The sequence below is a fragment of the Paraburkholderia solisilvae genome (genome assembly GCF_902859875.1).
GTDB lineage: Bacteria > Pseudomonadota > Gammaproteobacteria > Burkholderiales > Burkholderiaceae > Paraburkholderia > Paraburkholderia solisilvae.
In genome coordinates this window covers 1-15769 of the sequence record NZ_CADIKF010000038.1, presented here as the reverse complement: position 1 = coordinate 15769, position 15769 = coordinate 1, and the positions used below count along the sequence as shown (strand labels likewise).

The 15769-nt window shown below is 54.2% G+C and carries 16 protein-coding genes, 1 tRNA gene and 1 pseudogene; 9 read left to right on the top strand and 9 right to left on the bottom strand.

Features of this window, described 5'->3' with window-relative positions:
• Positions 1-112: 112 nt before the first annotated feature.
• Positions 113-766 carry a hypothetical protein gene (locus HV675_RS21740; RefSeq protein ID WP_175113159.1) on the bottom strand — a complete coding sequence of 218 codons (654 nt, stop codon included), beginning with the start codon at positions 764-766 and terminating at the stop codon, positions 113-115.
• A gap of 84 nt (positions 767-850) precedes the next feature.
• Positions 851-1327 (bottom strand): DUF4145 domain-containing protein, encoded by a 477-nt coding sequence (locus HV675_RS21735; protein WP_246270465.1) that lies wholly within the window; start codon positions 1325-1327, stop codon positions 851-853.
• Positions 1328-1888: 561 nt separating this feature from the next.
• Between HV675_RS21735 and HV675_RS21730 the strand changes: the two genes are divergently transcribed.
• From HV675_RS21730 to HV675_RS21715, 4 genes are all read left to right on the top strand, one after another.
• A complete protein-coding gene (locus HV675_RS21730) occupies positions 1889-2167 on the top strand; it encodes a hypothetical protein (protein WP_175113158.1) in 279 nt (92 codons plus the stop codon).
• 624 nt (positions 2168-2791) lie between these two features.
• Complete coding sequence (locus tag HV675_RS21725) at positions 2792-3499, top strand: M15 family metallopeptidase (RefSeq protein ID WP_175113157.1); 708 nt, start codon at positions 2792-2794, stop codon at positions 3497-3499.
• Complete coding sequence (locus HV675_RS21720; protein WP_175113156.1) at positions 3483-4283, top strand: class I SAM-dependent methyltransferase; 801 nt, start codon at positions 3483-3485, stop codon at positions 4281-4283. Before HV675_RS21725 ends, HV675_RS21720 begins: the two co-directional genes overlap by 17 nt.
• Position 4284: 1 nt before the next feature.
• Positions 4285-5082 carry a hypothetical protein gene (locus HV675_RS21715; protein WP_175113155.1) on the top strand — a complete coding sequence of 266 codons (798 nt, stop codon included), beginning with the start codon at positions 4285-4287 and terminating at the stop codon, positions 5080-5082.
• Here the strand turns inward: HV675_RS21715 and HV675_RS21710 are convergent.
• From HV675_RS21710 to HV675_RS21700, 3 genes are all read right to left on the bottom strand, one after another.
• A complete protein-coding gene (locus HV675_RS21710) occupies positions 5071-5799 on the bottom strand; it encodes a purine nucleoside phosphorylase YfiH/LACC1 family protein (protein WP_175113154.1) in 729 nt (242 codons plus the stop codon). The genes HV675_RS21715 and HV675_RS21710 overlap by 12 nt on opposite strands.
• Positions 5800-6148: 349 nt before the next feature.
• Entirely contained in the window at positions 6149-6667 is a 519-nt protein-coding gene (locus HV675_RS21705; RefSeq protein WP_175113153.1) for a GNAT family N-acetyltransferase, read from the bottom strand.
• Entirely contained in the window at positions 6668-6964 is a 297-nt protein-coding gene (locus HV675_RS21700; RefSeq protein ID WP_175113152.1) for a type II toxin-antitoxin system TacA family antitoxin, read from the bottom strand.
• Positions 6965-7265: 301 nt separating this feature from the next.
• Here HV675_RS21700 and HV675_RS21695 point away from each other — a divergent pair, with 301 nt between their 5' ends.
• Entirely contained in the window at positions 7266-7997 is a 732-nt protein-coding gene (locus HV675_RS21695) for a hypothetical protein (protein ID WP_175113151.1), read from the top strand.
• 14 nt (positions 7998-8011) lie between these two features.
• Positions 8012-8512: a hypothetical protein gene (locus tag HV675_RS21690; RefSeq protein WP_175113150.1), complete on the top strand. Its 501-nt coding sequence runs from the start codon at positions 8012-8014 to the stop codon at positions 8510-8512.
• Between the two features lie 200 nt (positions 8513-8712).
• Here the strand turns inward: HV675_RS21690 and HV675_RS32255 are convergent, their stop codons facing one another.
• The 3 genes from HV675_RS32255 to HV675_RS21680 form a co-directional block, all read right to left on the bottom strand.
• Positions 8713-9918, bottom strand: a complete 1206-nt coding sequence (locus tag HV675_RS32255) for a DEAD/DEAH box helicase (protein ID WP_217478211.1) — start codon at positions 9916-9918, stop codon at positions 8713-8715.
• 75 nt (positions 9919-9993) lie between these two features.
• Entirely contained in the window at positions 9994-10608 is a 615-nt protein-coding gene (locus tag HV675_RS32250) for a UvrD-helicase domain-containing protein (protein ID WP_217478209.1), read from the bottom strand.
• Entirely contained in the window at positions 10605-12965 is a 2361-nt protein-coding gene (locus tag HV675_RS21680) for an AAA family ATPase (protein ID WP_175113149.1), read from the bottom strand. The genes HV675_RS32250 and HV675_RS21680 overlap by 4 nt, the downstream gene beginning before the upstream one ends.
• A gap of 400 nt (positions 12966-13365) precedes the next feature.
• On the opposite strand from HV675_RS21680, the gene HV675_RS21675 reads away from it, so the two are divergent.
• Complete coding sequence (locus HV675_RS21675) at positions 13366-13548, top strand: hypothetical protein (protein ID WP_175113148.1); 183 nt, start codon at positions 13366-13368, stop codon at positions 13546-13548.
• A gap of 245 nt (positions 13549-13793) precedes the next feature.
• Positions 13794-14276, top strand: a pseudogene (locus tag HV675_RS32995) (recombinase zinc ribbon domain-containing protein); the annotation flags it as partial.
• 496 nt (positions 14277-14772) lie between these two features.
• On the opposite strand, the gene HV675_RS21660 reads toward HV675_RS32995, so the two are convergent.
• A tRNA-Arg gene (locus HV675_RS21660) sits at positions 14773-14848 on the bottom strand.
• Between the two features lie 330 nt (positions 14849-15178).
• Between HV675_RS21660 and HV675_RS21655 the strand changes: the two genes are divergently transcribed.
• Positions 15179-15769: c-type cytochrome (locus tag HV675_RS21655; RefSeq protein ID WP_175113147.1), on the top strand; the 591-nt coding region annotated here is incomplete at its 3' end.

The following is a 15769-nucleotide window of genomic DNA, read 5'->3' as shown; positions in this document are numbered from 1 at the left end:
GAACGGCGTTCGGGCAATTTGAATTCGACCGTTTGATTTCACCCGGCCGGTAGCCTGTCAACAGCAACCTCGACTTAGGTTCGACTTGGTAGGTGGGTCGGATCTGGGCGGATCAGTTGAACATGGTGAAATCGAACGCGAACAGCTCATCTTCCTTGGTTGACACCATTACCGCATTGAACTTCGAATCGACGGTCCGCAACTTCGCTCCTCTCTCGATGTGGAGACGTTCCGCGGCCTCGTAGGCCGCCTTCGGCATTCGCACAAGAGGATATGTAGCCGCTTCGAGGAGTGCAAAGGAGTAGTAGAGGTAGCGACCAGGATGACCGAAATACTGCGTGTTCCAAAGGCAAAAAAACTTCGTGCTGAAGTTGACTCTCAAATCAAGATCCCCATTTTCATCAATCTCGCATGTATCAGAAAACCTCGACGATCCCAGTTTGAACCGAAAGGGGAAAATCTGGAATCGATTTGGCCATGTCAAACGCAGAGAGACAAGAGCAACACTCTCAACAAAGTCTCCATCATAGTTAACTTGCAGTAAAGCATTCGCAAATCTGTATGCAGCGCTTTGATTATGCCTTTCGTGCGGCTGACCCAATACTTCGATAACCTTTGGCTCGTGCACATAAGGCCCGATAATTTCGAGAATATTTGAGGGAGCCATCCGATAACCAAGCCTTGGCGGGAACCACTTTCTCCAAAAATAGGTGATTGCGGCCTTGACTGGACCGATTGCCTTGGACGCAACTGTTAGCGGCTCCATTTCATGCTCCCCGGACGAAATTTTTTCAAATGTACATGCAAGAATTCAACGTCGACCCAACATGAATAAGCATTTTTAATTTTTTCATTTCATCGGCGGCTTACCTGCGGACGCGAGCTTTTCATTAAGAGCCACCCTCCGCTTTTTCGCTTTTGCCGGCTGAAAATAATAATGATTGAATAATTCATCTAGTACATCGAGATTCCATTCGACCTCATGCGCCTCCACAGGCAATATTTCGCCTGTATTCGTGTTTTTCATTGGGTGTGCTGCAAAATTCCCAATATTTCGTATGGCATCTAAATTATCAGCTATGGCGCTGGGCAACGTGCCCGCGTCCAGTGCAGCCTGTATTGCCGGTGCCAAATCCTTTTGCGTAAATCCTTGTTCCCGTAAAACGCTCTGCAGGCAGCGCCGGCTTAGGGCTGCAGACGCTTTCGGACTGTCGTCGATGACGAGCGACGCCTCTATATAGTCTTCAGCTATATCGACCGGAACCTCGTTCGGCGGCTTCGGGCGAGTACCCTTGCGCGGATAAGCAAGAAAGGGCTGAATTTTCACTAGTCCGCGTTCATTATCCCCACCGAGATACAAAATCGCCTGCGCGCACGCTGGGCACTGCATCACAGAGACGGTCCAAAATGCACCGCCCACAACACCGTAGGCCCCCGGCCCACTTTGAAGCGAAGATTTGTGGAATGACTGATGAACCTCGACAGCACAATGTGGACATTTCATGGCGTGGCCCTTCTCGTTGTTATCGATACTGGAGCCTGCCGTAAACCGCGCGAGACTTCAATTACGCGGCTCTCTCAATGGTGGACTGAGTGGTGGGCCACTTGAGACAATTGCCTGAAATTCGTTGTCGGACGGTTATTTCATGGCAGACACGCCCGCGCGGGCCATATTTTTGCGCCAAGTTCGCCCTGCTGCTGCCCTAACGAGCCAGTGAAAGGCGAATCAGGTGGGAGGAAATCGGGCGGAAACCTTGTCAGTCTTGGCGCGCCCCGGGGGAGAAACCTCGAACCAGCAGGATGCGCTTTTCGAAGAACTTGCGGGCTGGACCACTGAGCTGAACCGGTTGAACTCCCCTGCCCTGCGGACGGGCAAGGAGGTTCAGCCATGACCCTCGAACGTCCGCCCATCTCCGGCGATTTTCAGAATGCCGCAGAACATAATCCGAGCCGCCAGACCGGTTCTACGAAGCCCGCGCCGCCGTTCTCCTTGCGCTTGAGTACGGATGAGCGGGCCGAACTGCTTCGCCGGGCCGGAAGCATGCCGCTCGGGGCCTATATCCGCTCACGGTTGCTAAGTGGCACGGAAAGCCCGCGCCGTACCCGCAGACAGCCCGTCAAGGATGAACAGGCTCTCGAAGCTCCTTGGCGAACTGGGGAGGGGTGAGTCGGTTCAAGATTCAGCAAGTGCGCAGTGGACTGATTGACGATCCGCGTGCTGAATTCGCTTGGGCCTGCGGGCTCTGGGTCTCGAGGGCACCCGAAGCTCGAAATCGAGAGATTGTCGTTAATTGTTCAAGAAAACGAATATTAGGCGTCACCGTCATCGGTAGCGTCGACGAAGCAACGGCAAGTAGCTAGTGAATTGATCAATCGCACAGTAATTTTGTTTACGTGAGCAGATTTTTACTCAAAACCTTGTTTTAACTGATCTGTTCTGTTAAGCAAAACAGAAATCTTGGAGAGACGAAGCCCACTTATCAGCGACAACCCCGTCGTTAGCAAGACGACCGTGCGACAGGCGACGTAGAACGTTCGGTCGAAGGCGAGATAATCGCCGTCTGAAAATTAAGTACAGGTACTTGGTAGCTATGTTCGGGAACGCACAGAGAGGTCGCTGTCGAAATGGAACAGTAAGGTGCCGGAGATATGGTTTTTCGATTTTAGACCAAGACTTGTCGGATCATTCCGGGGGATCGAGAAATATCGGGAAACGAAGGAGATTATTAATGAATCGATATTCGATACCACACGCTAGCGTCTTCATTTTGATTGCGACCAGAGGTGTTCAATGAACTCTAACGGCGACCTCGTGACTTCTCCGGAAGATCTTTGGCCAATGGATGAGTTCAAAAGCACTGCACCGCTTAAAATTGACTTAGTTTATGCGACGGCATCCCATCCAGAAAATTTGTTCGAGGTAGCGCTTTATCGCGCTGATGCACGTTTGTGGCTGCATCGCGAATTAGCCGAAGTCGTCATAAAGGCAGCGCGAATATGCTATCAAAAATCGGGATATATCGTCGTGCTTAAGGACGGACTTCGGCCTGTTGATGTCCAGGCTGCCATGTATGACGCACCAATCGTAAAGGCAAATCCGCACTGGACGGCAGGTGAGACGCGCATGCTCGCCGAGCCGGGTCAGGGTGGCCATCCACGGGGTATGGCTATCGACATGGCCCTGGAGACTGCTGATGGCTGCCTGGTCGACATGGGTACCCATTTTGATCACCTCCCAAACGATCCAGCAGACAACCCAGCTTCAAGGAACTACGAAAAAATATCGAATGTTGCAAAAAGTAATCGCCGATTGCTTACTCAAGCAATGCTCGATGCCGCGAGCGCATTGAATCGACAACTATTACCACTTCCATCTGAATGGTGGGATTTTAGATTTCCTGCAGCGTACTCAGAAAGGTACGCTGCATTATGTGAACATCATCTACTGCCGCACCAGCGGATGAGTGTTAAAAGGGTGGAACATGAAAAAAGCCGATGAAATTGAGCCTCCGGACACTGAATCGCCGAAACCATCGATATTGGCGCGACGTCTTTCACAGGATGAAGTGTTCGACGACGACTATCTTTACTTTAACGAAATGTATTTGACTCGCGAACGCACTCGTTTGGAGCGAGAGCTTATCGTAAAAATTTGCTCTCCGGGTGCCAATGCTACTTTTCTCGACGTAGGCTGCGGGCACGGTCGAATTTCGAATGAATTAGCGCTCGGAGGCTTCAAAGTTACTGGCGTCGATATGAGTGAATCTGCGATTCTCCGAGCACGACGAAATGCAGAGACCCTAAGTGTTGATGTCAATTACATCGTCTCCGATTTTTTGTCATTCGAAACACGCACGCGTTATGATTTTGTGTTGAGTTGGTATACATCATTTGGATATTTTGACGATGATACGAATAAACAGATATTGAATAGAATGTTTTTGAAAACAAAACCTGGTGGCGCGTGCCTCATCGAACACATCAATCGTGATCGAATGTTGAAGAATTTCACGGAACAAATGTTTCAACGACGCAATGAAGATGTTATGTTGGATCAAATAAAATTCGATGTTATTTCAAGCAGATCAACCCGAGAGAGAACATTCTATCGTGCTGGAAAACTGAGATCTGTAACCTATGATATACGTATTTTTACTTTCACAGAGTTAGCAGGTTGGCTGAGATCGGCAGGATTTTCCCAAATTTTCGGATACGGATCGGAGGGCGAGCGATTTACCGTTGATAGCAAGCGAATGCTAATCTTAGCTACGCGAGAAAAGTGAAATGAAAATACTATTTTCAGAAGCTACGGACGACTATGCCAACTATCAGTTTTCGTATGTTATCTGGGGAGTCCCTGAAAACACAGATCGCATCAACAACGTCTTTAATGCAGGTTTTTTGCCCACGTCTGGACCGCCCGAGCATTACTATCTAGCTCGTAGCGTTCGCGTTGATTTAAGTCGCTTTTCTCTTTCGAGCGAAAATCGCAGAATTCTAAGAAAATTTGAAAATCTACGGCTTGATATTTTAGAAAAAAATGACAACCTATTCGATAAAACCGTTCAATCGATGTGCTTAAGGTCTGCCGATCAAAGATTTGGACCAAATGTCATGTCGGAGGTTCGATTGAAACGTATCGTGGAAGGGAGGCAGACGAGTCATATCCTGCTTTATTTCATCGACGATGAATTGGTTGGGCTCGTTACCGCGCTAATCGAAGCACCTCATTTTGTGCATTATAATTTCGCATTTCACGAAACAGACGCCCACTTCAAGTCGCTTGGAATTTTCATGATGACATCTGCCATTTCCAAATTTTCTCAGTTAGGGTTTGACCACATTTATTTGGGCACTTGCTATTCAGCACGATCACTATATAAAGCTCAGTTTAAAGGTTTCGAATTTTTTAACGGACTTCGATGGTCCAATGATATGCAGGAATTAAATTTCCTAATTAACCGCAGTCGTCAACAGCATAAAATTCCTCACCTACTTGAATGTCATGACTATCTCGACCAATTCTTACCGAAGCTAGACGACTCTGCGTTGGCCGCTGTTGCGTCACTCTCACTCCTCTAGCGCTCTCCTGCCGATCCAGGAGAATTGGGAACGGTTGGTTTTGGCTTCGTGCTTATTGCGTCGATAACTGGCGAAGGCGCCCGGCCCGCAGTACGTGCATGCTCCGACCACCTCTATCTGTCGTTCGTCCACGCCACAGTTGTTGAACTGCGCAATGGCTAATGCTACAAGATCGAGCCAAAACCCGCCGCCTGTCTTAGGTGCTTTACTGCGCTGATTGGCGGTGTTCGGACTTGCGACTCGCGACCAAGGAGGAGAACGATCTTCATCGCGCCAAAGATGACTCCACGAAGCATGAAGTTCGCCGATAACGTCTTCCCCGACCTCGTAGCAGCATGCGCGTATTGCAGGTCCTATGGCGATCCTCAGCTGGTTCCGTTGCACTCGAACATCGGAGAAAGCGGCCACTGCGCTGTCGATAACGCCGAGGTTTAGCCCGCGCCATCCGCCGTGCACTGCCGCGACATATTGACCATCGTCGCTGCTCATTAAGATAGGAAGACAATCTGCGGTAACGACTGCAACGGGCTGAAACCGGCTTGTGATAAGACCATCCGCGTCCTCCTGAAGGCTCACAGGTGTCGCCACGACCACCTTACGACCATGGACTTGGTGGCAGCGTACCGCTTCTGCAGGCGTTTGGGTGCCCGCAGCTTCAAAACCATGAGATACGCCAGAAATTGCGGCTAGTAGACTTGAGGATACTGTCTCTTCCATTTCTTAGCACCTAGTCGTAGTCACGGGTTGGTCAGATTGGGAACATATTTATTATTATAGTTTCATAGCACGAAAGTGCGTTTCCGTCACTGATGTCGACGAACAAATATCTAGCGCTCGCCTTGACTGCTAGCGGTCTGTTGCGTCACAGATTTTCACCGAGATAAACAAGAGGTCTCGCGGCTGTCTAAAACACATTCGTGTTGCCTTGCATCCTTACCGCGCCGCAAGCACTGTGACATTCCTCCCGCAGCGGCGGCGCGTAGAGGCCATGATTCCGCGTTGTGGGTTCGCGCTGACGCCCTGCGCTGCGGCTGCCAAAATCAGCAATTCAGGCTTGGAGCCGCTGCTACACAAACAGCTTCGCGATCTGCGTCATGGGCAAAAACAGCCGAAGGGGCGTTTCCTGAAAAGACAGAAAATCAAAGTGTCTGTAGAAGCTCTCGGCGCGTTCATTCTTCGCATCGACAATTACAGCCATGGCGGCAATCTGCTGCGCAGCCTCAAGGCTGCGGCGTAATGCGTCAACCAGCAAGAATTCTCCGACGCCCTTCCCGCCAACCGCGCGATCGACGGCCAACCGGCCCAGCAGCGTCACCGGCAACTGGCCATAGCGCGGTAGCCGCTTCATGAGGTCTGGTGGCAGCTCGTGCACCGGAATGATTGAGGCGGAGAGCGTATAGAACCCAAGCACAATGGGACTGCCGGGCTCCGTGAGCACGAAGGGCGCAGCGACGCGCTTCTCTGCATCCTGCCGCGCCTGCTCGCGAAGATAGCGGCTCAGTTCTTCGCTGCCGCAATCGAATACCGTGCGGTCATGCGCCTTATCAAGGGGAACGACATATTCCGGCGTAAGGATAAGGGACAATCACAGCCCCGCCTTCTGACGATAGCCCTGTACGGCTTTTTGCAGACGCGCACCCGGCTCGGATGGAGACAGCAAGGCGGACACGAAGGCGACCTGTTCCTCACGGGACAGGCGAATGATTTCGTGTTCTTGCACGATCTTTGTGGCAGCTTCCTGCGTGCTGTCGATCACGAGTTCGCTCAGAGTGCGACCGGTCAGGCTGGCGGCACGTTGGAAGAAATCCTTCTGATCGCTGGACACGCGCGCTTCCAGCCGCGCGTTGCGTGGCTTGTCTTGGGTTTCTGGCGTATTCAGCATGGCTTACCTCACGGACTTGTTTCATCATCGCTATATCTCAATGTACGCCATTTGTCCGTACATATCAAGATAAAAGTGTATGCGATTCCCGGTTAATGCGCTGAAGCACGAGCAATTTCACGTGTGCAACCAGGGGGACTGATCGGATCACGGAGAAACCGCCAGACCGGGCTTACGCCGGACTGCGCGAGACGACCGGAAAAACCAATATGACAATATTCAATGGCTAGTCGCAGCCCTTGCATTGACGACCAATGCCTGACAATGGGCATGGGCGGCGAACAACGAAGGGACGGATCTCATGGAACCTTGTGCACACGACAATCTGGAGCTTTCTCTTGATCGCTGGCAGGAATGCCACTGGCATCTGCATCAGATGGAGGGCAACTATCATGAGCCGGATGGGTTTCGCTATTCCCTGAATTCCTTCATCCGAGCCGTCAAGGAAGTGCCACTGAAATTGCACAACGATTTACAACGTCACCCTGAAGTGAGGGCCAAAATCAAGCCGCTTCAGGACGCGGTTTCGGGGAATGACCTGTTCCAGAAACTCGGTAAGCAGCGCGACTTTATCGTTCACCACGGGGGGCTGAACCCGAACAGCCGTGGCCAGATCGGCACGACAGAGGGCACGAAAATCAAGCTCACGTTTCCCTTCGCCGTTCATCCGTGGGAATCGTCCGATGAGGCTTATGAGCGTTACAAAGAGATCTGCCGGACAAACAAGCTCATGCGCGGTCTTGGCCCGGACTGTGACTCTGCCCCTGCGCTCTGGCGCACATGGATGATCCCGGAGTTTCCGGACAGGGATCTACTTGATGTCGCGTTCGAGGCATGGACGCTGCTCGGCGAACTGTTGTCTGGCGCGGTCGAGGCCTTCGGCGGAGAAAAGCTGGACCTCAGCATGCCATGCCGACACGACCCTGCCCTTGTTCGCATCAAGCGATTCAGTCAGAGGGATTTTTTCCTCAGTGTCGATGGGATCGATCTGGGAGAGGAAGAGCGGAAATGGCGCGAGCGTAGGGCGCAGTGAGAGAGCGAGACATCATGGACCGTGACACCTTTCTCGATCATTTGACCGACGCGCTTCGCGCCATCACCACGCCCCGGTTTTACGAGAACGAGCGGGGCTTTCAGGGTGAGTTGCTGGCTGAGCTGAAAAAGACTATCCCGGCAGATTTTCTTCCAGATAAGGCCATCATCGAGCAGGAATACCAGAAGCATTTTGATAGCCACGGCCTGAAAATCCGGCCCGACATCATCGTTCACGAGCCCTTTGACGAGAGTCGCCATGGTTCACGCCGGGACGGGAATATCGCCGTGATTGAGATCAAACGGGTGGCGTCCAAGAAAGGCGCGACCGGTGATTTCGGCAGCCTGATCAGCATGATGGACCTCCTGAACTACCCGCTCGGGATCTTCATCAACATCGCGTCAGAGGCTACGCGCGCCGATCTTGTTCCAGTTGAGTGGCGGGACCGGATCGTTTGTTTCGCGGTCAGTTTGCGAAACGCCAAAACCCATGTGACCCGGTCGGACGTGAAATAGTCTTTGCTACGTCGTCCTATCCGCCAGCGCACAACGTACCGAGCGGGGTACATCCTTGAGTGATAGCGCCTGTTTATCGCTCACAAGTCCCCGGGATTTCCCCGCATATACAATTCTGATTGATTTGCGATAACTGTAGTCAGAGAAACTGAAACCGCTGGCGGATAGGATCAACTGTCGCCAAGGCTTTCGCCCAATGCCTAATTGGCAGGGAGCGCAGCAGCGTTTGACAGATCCAAAATAACTTCCTCCGGCTCAAACCATCCTTGGGTCAACACGAAAGATTTGACCCGCTCTGCCGAAGACGTGTAGGCAACAAGGACAAGGCTTTTCTCGGCGCGACTCGCCGTTACATAAAACAAGCGCTTCGTCGCTTCGACGGTCTTGTCCCCTGAGGGCTTGCCTCCGAACAGGTCTTCATACTTGAACATGAAGCCGCGCGCTTCGGAATCGTCCATGATGACCATCACACGCTCGAACTCCAGCCCTTTAACGCCCTGATGCGTATCGAAGTGCGCCTTGCCCGAAAGGTACTCGGTCATCGGCTCGATTTGAGAGAAAGGCGTGTTGAGGAAAGCTTGGATCGCGATGTCACGTTCGGTCTGACGGTCTTCCAGCTCGTTCGCGACAGACGTATTTTCAGCCGCCGCTTCGATCGTTCCTGACGCGTGCGGCTTCAGTGCCTCCGGAATTTCGAGCAGGTTCACGCTTGCGACAAACTGCAACACCTCCAGCAACGAAGGGATTGCGTCATCCTTCCACAGTTCGAGCAACCCATCGACGGCCTTGCTCACGTTCTGGAGCAACAGCTTGTTGTCTTTCGACTGACGCAAAGCTTCCTGACTCAGAAGCGGGGAATATGTCTTGGCGATGCGGGCGACGGCAAACCTGTCGCCTGCCTGCTTGGCGCGAACGAGAGGAAGGACTTGCTCGGAGAAAAATCGAAAGACTGGGAGCGTGCCTTCCAGAAAACTGGTGCGCCAGCTTTCGTGCGTATAGAGGGCTATAAAAGCGTCAAGAAAACCGAGCCGTGACGCCGCCATGCGATGCTCAAGGGTCAGTGTCTTGATTTCTCTCGGCTGCGTCCATTTTTCATCGCCGGTGATGTCAGCCATGTACGCGGCGATGGCCCGCTCCGCTTCCGGCTTTTCCGCCATGTCGCTCGGAAGAATGAAGAGCCTGACAAACCCATCGCATGCCGTCGGTCGCGGAACTTGCTCCTGCTTATCGGTCGTGCTCCGAACCTTGTTTATGAGCTTTACAACGCGCTTAGGACACCGATAATTCAAAATCTTTCCCGGCGTCGCCCAGTCTTTCGGAAGGTTCTCGCCCAGACCGTCCTTACCATCCGAATAGATACGCTGCATTGTGTCGCCGATCAGGCCAAGCAGGAATTTGCCGCTCAACCTCGATTGAACTACAAAAAGCGCATCAACGAGATGCTTGTTCGTATCCTGGCTTTCGTCGATGAGCAGGATGGGCTAGCGCCCGGCAAGAATGCTTTGCATGGCCGGTTTCCCGCTCAGGAAATGCGCCGTGAGCATTAGAACCTCATTGTGGTTCAGCGCATCGCGCCCTCGGTTATCGCCGGTAGGACTGTACGTGAACGTCCTGATATGAGGCAGATTCTGAAGACGCCTTGTCTTCGACTCAATCTTGCTGAGGCGGGTCGCAGAAGCCTTGGTGCCTTTGCGCCCCTTTGCTTCCTCTGCCTTCAACGACTCGATGTCATTCGCAAGATCAACGCGCAACCATTCGCGAATATCGTGATTCAATCCCTCGATGAGCGACCATGCAAAGCTGTGAATGGTCCGAACATCGATCAGGGGATCGAAAAGCAACCGTCTCTTGATCTCGTCACTAGCAGCATTGGTGAACGTGATCACCGCGACCCGTTGCCCCTTGATCCGGAGCGTTTCGGTCATCGTCGTTTGCACGTGCCGGAGAGCCGTTACCAATGAACGGGTCTTACCCGATCCTGCGCCAGCGAACAGAAAAAAGCTCTTCGGCGTATCGAGGTTGAGACATGCCGCGATTTCATCGTCAACATGAGCATCGCTCGCTGCCTCCGTAGGGACTTGCGATGCATCCGTCATGCGGCCTCCGGATCTGCAACCGCCGAATTTGCAGCGGATTCAGCCTTCATCAAGACGGCCACCGGCCCTTTCCCTAGCACGTCGTCTTCTTTGCGCTGCAACTGCGCGGCAAGCCAGAGCAGCCCTTTGTCGATATATGCAGGAACGGTCATGCTATCAATAGTGCTGCCGTATAGAAGTTCCATCGCAAACTCCGCCTTACCACCCTTCGCAAGATCAGCGGCGACCTTAGACGAAAGGTCGGCTGCATCTGTCGCATCGGTGATCGACTTTTTCAAACGGTCCATCAAGCCGCTACCATCCAAAGTCTTGAACGACTCCAGATTCTCATAGAGCAGCGCATCCTCGAAGGTGTTCGCCAGCAATTCGACCGCAGCGGTTGACTTGAACGCGGCCTGTATCGGCTGTTGAAAAGCCACACGGATGCCGTAGCCGCTCCCGTCAGAAATTGCAAGATCCGGCTCTTTAACGTCAAGTAAGGTATCGAGCGCTTCAACCTTAGGCACCCAAGTCTTCAATGTTTCGTTGCGCGTTTTGAGGCTGGCACCCCGAGCGGGCGGGACCGATTTTCCGGAGACATCCTTCGCATCAAGGTCGGTAATGACTAGCGTATTCAGTCCCAGATGCTCAATGAGCGATTTGAGCCGGTGAGCATGGCTGCCGCCAATCTCCAGCCATGTCACATAGCACCGTCGCAAGAACTCGTACTGGTCCCTGGACCTCACGAAATGCGGCACGAGAATTCGTTCGGCGGGCCCTTCAACGAGCACTGCGCCATCGGCAAAAAACAGGTCGCAATGCGTTGCCTTCAAATATCGTTTTACGAAACGACCGGTCTCGTCTTCGTTGCCGAAAGTCTCAGACAGATTCACAACCGATGAGATCGGAACGGAGCCATCCTCGGCTTTGACGGGCAACCGTCGAAAATACCTGAGCGACGAGAACTCTGCCTCATGCGCAAGATGGCTTGAATGAGTGCTGACGACAAGCTGAGTGGAAAGATCCTTCGATGCTTTCAGCTTGTCGTGCTTGCGCAGAACGTCATAGGCCTGCCTTATAAAGACCTGTTGCACTTGCGCGTGTAGGTGGGCCTCCGGCTCCTCGATTAGCACGAGATGAAGCGGAGGAATCAGATCCTCTCCTTCCTTGACCGTCTTTGCAGCCTTTCCGACACGCATCCACTTGTCGCGAAAGCTCATCAACGCAAAGATGATGGAAACGAGGTTCTGATATCCGAGGCCGTTTGAATCCTCTGGAAGACAATGGAGAAATCCACCTCCTGCACTTTGATGCGTGGGCACGACGTACTGAACGGCAGATGCGTGATTTAGACCATCGACCGGCTTGATATTGGTTGTGATCGTCAGCTTGGGGTCGGTCACACCCGGATATCCGATCTGCTCCAGTTCCTTGAGCGCGGCGGCGAAACCATCCTCAAGACGCTTACCGAAAGCCCTTTGCGCACCATGCAAAGCCTGCAAAGCCTCCAGATCCTTCGGCTCCGGTTGATCGAAGGGGTCCAAATGCTGAGTGTAGTAATGCCTGAGCTGACTCGACAGCTTCCTTCCTCCACGCATTCGACCTTCATCTTGATCGTCTTCGCCTCGCGCCGAGGCGACAGAAAATCCGAACCCGCGTTGCGCACTGATCTCGTCGATGCGAATTATGTTTCTGAGGGGGTCCCCTTCGATTGGCTCGCTGCCAGACGGAAGGGCCTGCGGAGCCGCAATCCCATCTTTGGGCGCGGTAAGCTGTGCCGGGTCGAGCAAATAGGCGCGAATCTCGAATACTGAGCGCAGCTTGATGGACAGGAAGTCCATAAGCGATCGCGGCCAAAGCGCAAAACTATCTGTCCCTGACCCACCCGCGCCGTGTGTCGCGCCGCCCGCCGAAGCATTCGCGCTCATGACCGCTGCCGCCGCCAACTTGGCCTTTAGATATTCAGCTTTAAATGCAACGACATCCTTCGGCTCATAGCGCAGACGAACTCCGATAAGCGTTCCCGTCAAATCCAGCGTCGGGAGGATTTTTTGGACGTAGTGAAGATCGTCCATTGGAACATTCAGCCAAACATCGAGGTGCGGCAGGACGGTATCCCAGTCGAACTTTAGATCTTCTTCGCCCGCCTTCGGGGATTCCCATTGCTGACCGAGCGCATCCAATTTCGGCCAGTTGGATAGCGTGAAATCATTTATCGAGAAATCCGTGCGCCCGACGAGGAAATGTCGAAGCGCGACCATCGCGGAGGTCTTGCCACTATTGTTAGCTCCGACAAAGACGGTTGTCTTTTCGGCGAGATCGACCCGTACCCTCTGAAGCTTGCGGAAATTGCCTATTTCGACGTGCTCGATACGCATTTGGTCCCCTCAAATGTTTTGCTCGCTATGGGTTGATTTTGTCCTTAAAACCTCGCGCTTTCATCTTTGATTGCGCCCAGGCATTAGACGACTCGTTTTGGTTGCGTGTGCCCCAACGTACGCGGGCAATAGATACTGCGTCAATCGCAAATCACCGCAAGCTCGCGATCCTCGCGCACCCTTCCGCGATGGTCGGTGTGTGCATCTTTTCCTCTTCGCGTGAAATCCGCTTAGTGCAGGCCTTTGTGCTTCGTGTTCGCACGACGGGCACGGGCTGCCAGCGCCACGCGCTCCTTCTCTGCCGTTACGGCCCCTGCGGGGTGCTTCGGGCCATGCTTCCGTCGAGCCCTTTCCGACGCTGCAAGGCTGCATAGCGCTGCCTCCAACGAAGGAGGAACAAATGCAGAACCACATCCCAACCATCGAAGAACTGCGCGGCAAGTCAGCGCGCGAACTTTCTGCGATCTTCCGCGAGGCGTCCGTGATCGCCGCCGATGCAACGCGCCCGGCGCAAGAGCGTAAAGCTGCTCTCAAAATAGTCGAAAACATCCAGCGTTGCTTGCGAATGCTGCCTAGCCCCTAGGCTGGACGGGAAAATCGCTCGTAATTCGGAATGGATTTTACCGCTCCATTTGCCCTTTGCGGTCGCCCGCTACTTCTCGGATCGGACAACGATGTCCCGATCCGAGAAGCATTTGCGTGGGAGTGCAGCCGAACTGTGATCGGCCTAATCCGCCAGGGCCTGGGGAGCGCTGAAAGCTCCACCAGTCGCAATTCAACCGCGATGAGGTTGATCGAGGTGCCGGGGCGCTAAGACCCCGAGTGGCGATGCAACGGCCAGTCGTTGCGCTATGGTTAGACGGGTCCGGGACGCACATCCAATCCGCGCAGGGTTGGTCGATGGGGATGACCGCTGGGATCGGACTCGCCTATTCCGCGCACGCGGCACAGCACCGGACAAAGCAGGCCCGCGCGTTGATGACGCCGGATGAGGTACTGAACCTGCCTGAGGACGAGCAAATCCTGTTCATCTCCGGACTCGGTCTCGCTCCGGTCCGGGCGAACAAGCGGCCTTATTTCACCCGCCATGAGATGGCGGCCGGGTATCTGCCCAACGCCCGCACGCCGAACCGCAAGAACCTCAATGCAGATTTCCCGCTGCGCGGTGCCGTGGTCTGCGGCCATTGCGACACGCCGCTGACGGCTTGCTGGTCCAAGGGGCGGCTTGACTATCACCCCTATTACCTTTGCCGTAAGCGCGGATGCGAGTGCTATGGGAAATCAATCCGGCGCAGCGTGATCGAAGGTGATTTCGAGCGCCTGCTGCAAACCATGCAGCCGTCGGTAACGCTCTTTACGGCGGCGCGCGCGATGTTCAAGGACCTTTGGGACCATCGCCTTGCCACTGGTGCCGAACGTACCAAGGCACTCAAGGCTGAACTGGTGAAGGTCAACAGTCAGGTCGAGCAGTTTCTCGACCGGATCGCGGAAACGACCGTGCCGTCCGTGATCGCAGCTTATGAAACGCGTATCAAGTCTCTGGAGGATCGTAAGATCATGCTGACGGAAAAGATCGCTACCACCGGGCGTCCTGTGCGCAGCTTCGACGAAACACTTAGAACCGCTTTCGACTTTCTCGCAAGCCCTTGGAAACTATGGGTTTCCGACCGTCTGGAGGACAAGAGAACTGTTCTCAAACTGGCCTTTGCCGACCGGTTAGCCTATGTGCGAAATGAAGGGTTTAGAACCCCGAGTTTTTCGTTACCGTTCAAGGCTTTAGGTAACTTTGAAGGGCAAGAATTCGAAATGGCGCGCCCGGCTGGGATCGAACCAGCAACCCCTGCCTTCGGAGGGCAGTACTCTATCCATTGAGCTACGGGCGCGTGCGGGGGAAGTTGAAGCGTTAGCGCGGGTAAATGATACAGAAGCAGAAGCAGAACCAAACCCAGCGCCAAGCAAGACCGAGAGAATACCCGTTTTCGCCTGTCCCGTCCACCGCAGCGCCGCTCAGCGCCCGATCCGACCCGCATCAAACGTCCCGGCAACTCCCCCCAACCCACAACAAAATGCGGGTAAACGCCTGCTGAACACGCCCACCTCCCGCGCCCCGTCCCCGAAACCTTCCGCTTATAATCGGCCGTGGCTGAAACAAACAATAAAGTCGTTGCCGTCGCGCTGTACCGCTCACCATTACTCACGGAGACGAGACAAGCATGAGCGAAGCACCACACGGAGCCCCCATCAAGACCCCAGGACAGCTCATCGCGGCGGTTATCGCCAGCTTTGCTATCCCCATCATCGTCATCGTTCTGCTCGCTCACTACGTCGACAGTTCGACGCGCACCGGCGCCGGCACCGACGGTCTCGCCGAAGCCGAAGTCTCGAAGCGCATCGCGCCCATCGCCCAGGTCGAGATCCGCGATGCGAACGCGCCCCGCACCTATAAGTCCGGCGAAGAGGTCTACAAGGCCGTCTGCTCGGCCTGTCACGCGTCCGGCGCCGCCGGCGCCCCGAAATTCACCAATACCGCCGACTGGGCGCCGCGTATCTCGCAGGGCTTCGACACGCTCTGGCATACCGCGCTGACCGGCAAGGGCGCGATGCCGCCCCGCGGCGGCACCAGCCCCGACGACTATAGCGACTACGAAATCGGCCTCGCCGTCGCCTATATGGCGAACAACGCCGGCGCTCACTTCGAAGACCCGCCGAAGCCCGTGCCAGGCGCGCCAGCAGCCGGTGCGTCAGGTGGCGCCGCGGCGTCCGGCGCGGCAGCCGCAGCAGCCGGCGCCGCTTCGGATCAGGGC

What these genes read in the sequence shown, in the direction of transcription:
- HV675_RS21740 (WP_175113159.1), bottom strand. Translation starts at nt 766, where the DNA reads ATGGAGCCGCTAACAGTTGCGTCCAAGGCAATCGGTCCAGTCAAGGCC.
- HV675_RS21730 (WP_175113158.1), top strand. Translation starts at nt 1,889, where the DNA reads ATGACCCTCGAACGTCCGCCCATCTCCGGCGATTTTCAGAATGCCGCA.
- HV675_RS21725 (WP_175113157.1), top strand. Translation starts at nt 2,792, where the DNA reads ATGAACTCTAACGGCGACCTCGTGACTTCTCCGGAAGATCTTTGGCCA.
- HV675_RS21720 (WP_175113156.1), top strand. Translation starts at nt 3,483, where the DNA reads ATGAAAAAAGCCGATGAAATTGAGCCTCCGGACACTGAATCGCCGAAA.
- HV675_RS21715 (WP_175113155.1), top strand. Translation starts at nt 4,285, where the DNA reads ATGAAAATACTATTTTCAGAAGCTACGGACGACTATGCCAACTATCAG.
- HV675_RS21710 (WP_175113154.1), bottom strand. Translation starts at nt 5,799, where the DNA reads ATGGAAGAGACAGTATCCTCAAGTCTACTAGCCGCAATTTCTGGCGTA.
- HV675_RS21700 (WP_175113152.1), bottom strand. Translation starts at nt 6,964, where the DNA reads ATGCTGAATACGCCAGAAACCCAAGACAAGCCACGCAACGCGCGGCTG.
- HV675_RS21695 (WP_175113151.1), top strand. Translation starts at nt 7,266, where the DNA reads ATGGAACCTTGTGCACACGACAATCTGGAGCTTTCTCTTGATCGCTGG.
- HV675_RS21690 (WP_175113150.1), top strand. Translation starts at nt 8,012, where the DNA reads ATGGACCGTGACACCTTTCTCGATCATTTGACCGACGCGCTTCGCGCC.
- HV675_RS32250 (WP_217478209.1), bottom strand. Translation starts at nt 10,608, where the DNA reads ATGACGGATGCATCGCAAGTCCCTACGGAGGCAGCGAGCGATGCTCAT.
- HV675_RS21680 (WP_175113149.1), bottom strand. Translation starts at nt 12,965, where the DNA reads ATGCGTATCGAGCACGTCGAAATAGGCAATTTCCGCAAGCTTCAGAGG.
- HV675_RS21675 (WP_175113148.1), top strand. Translation starts at nt 13,366, where the DNA reads ATGCAGAACCACATCCCAACCATCGAAGAACTGCGCGGCAAGTCAGCG.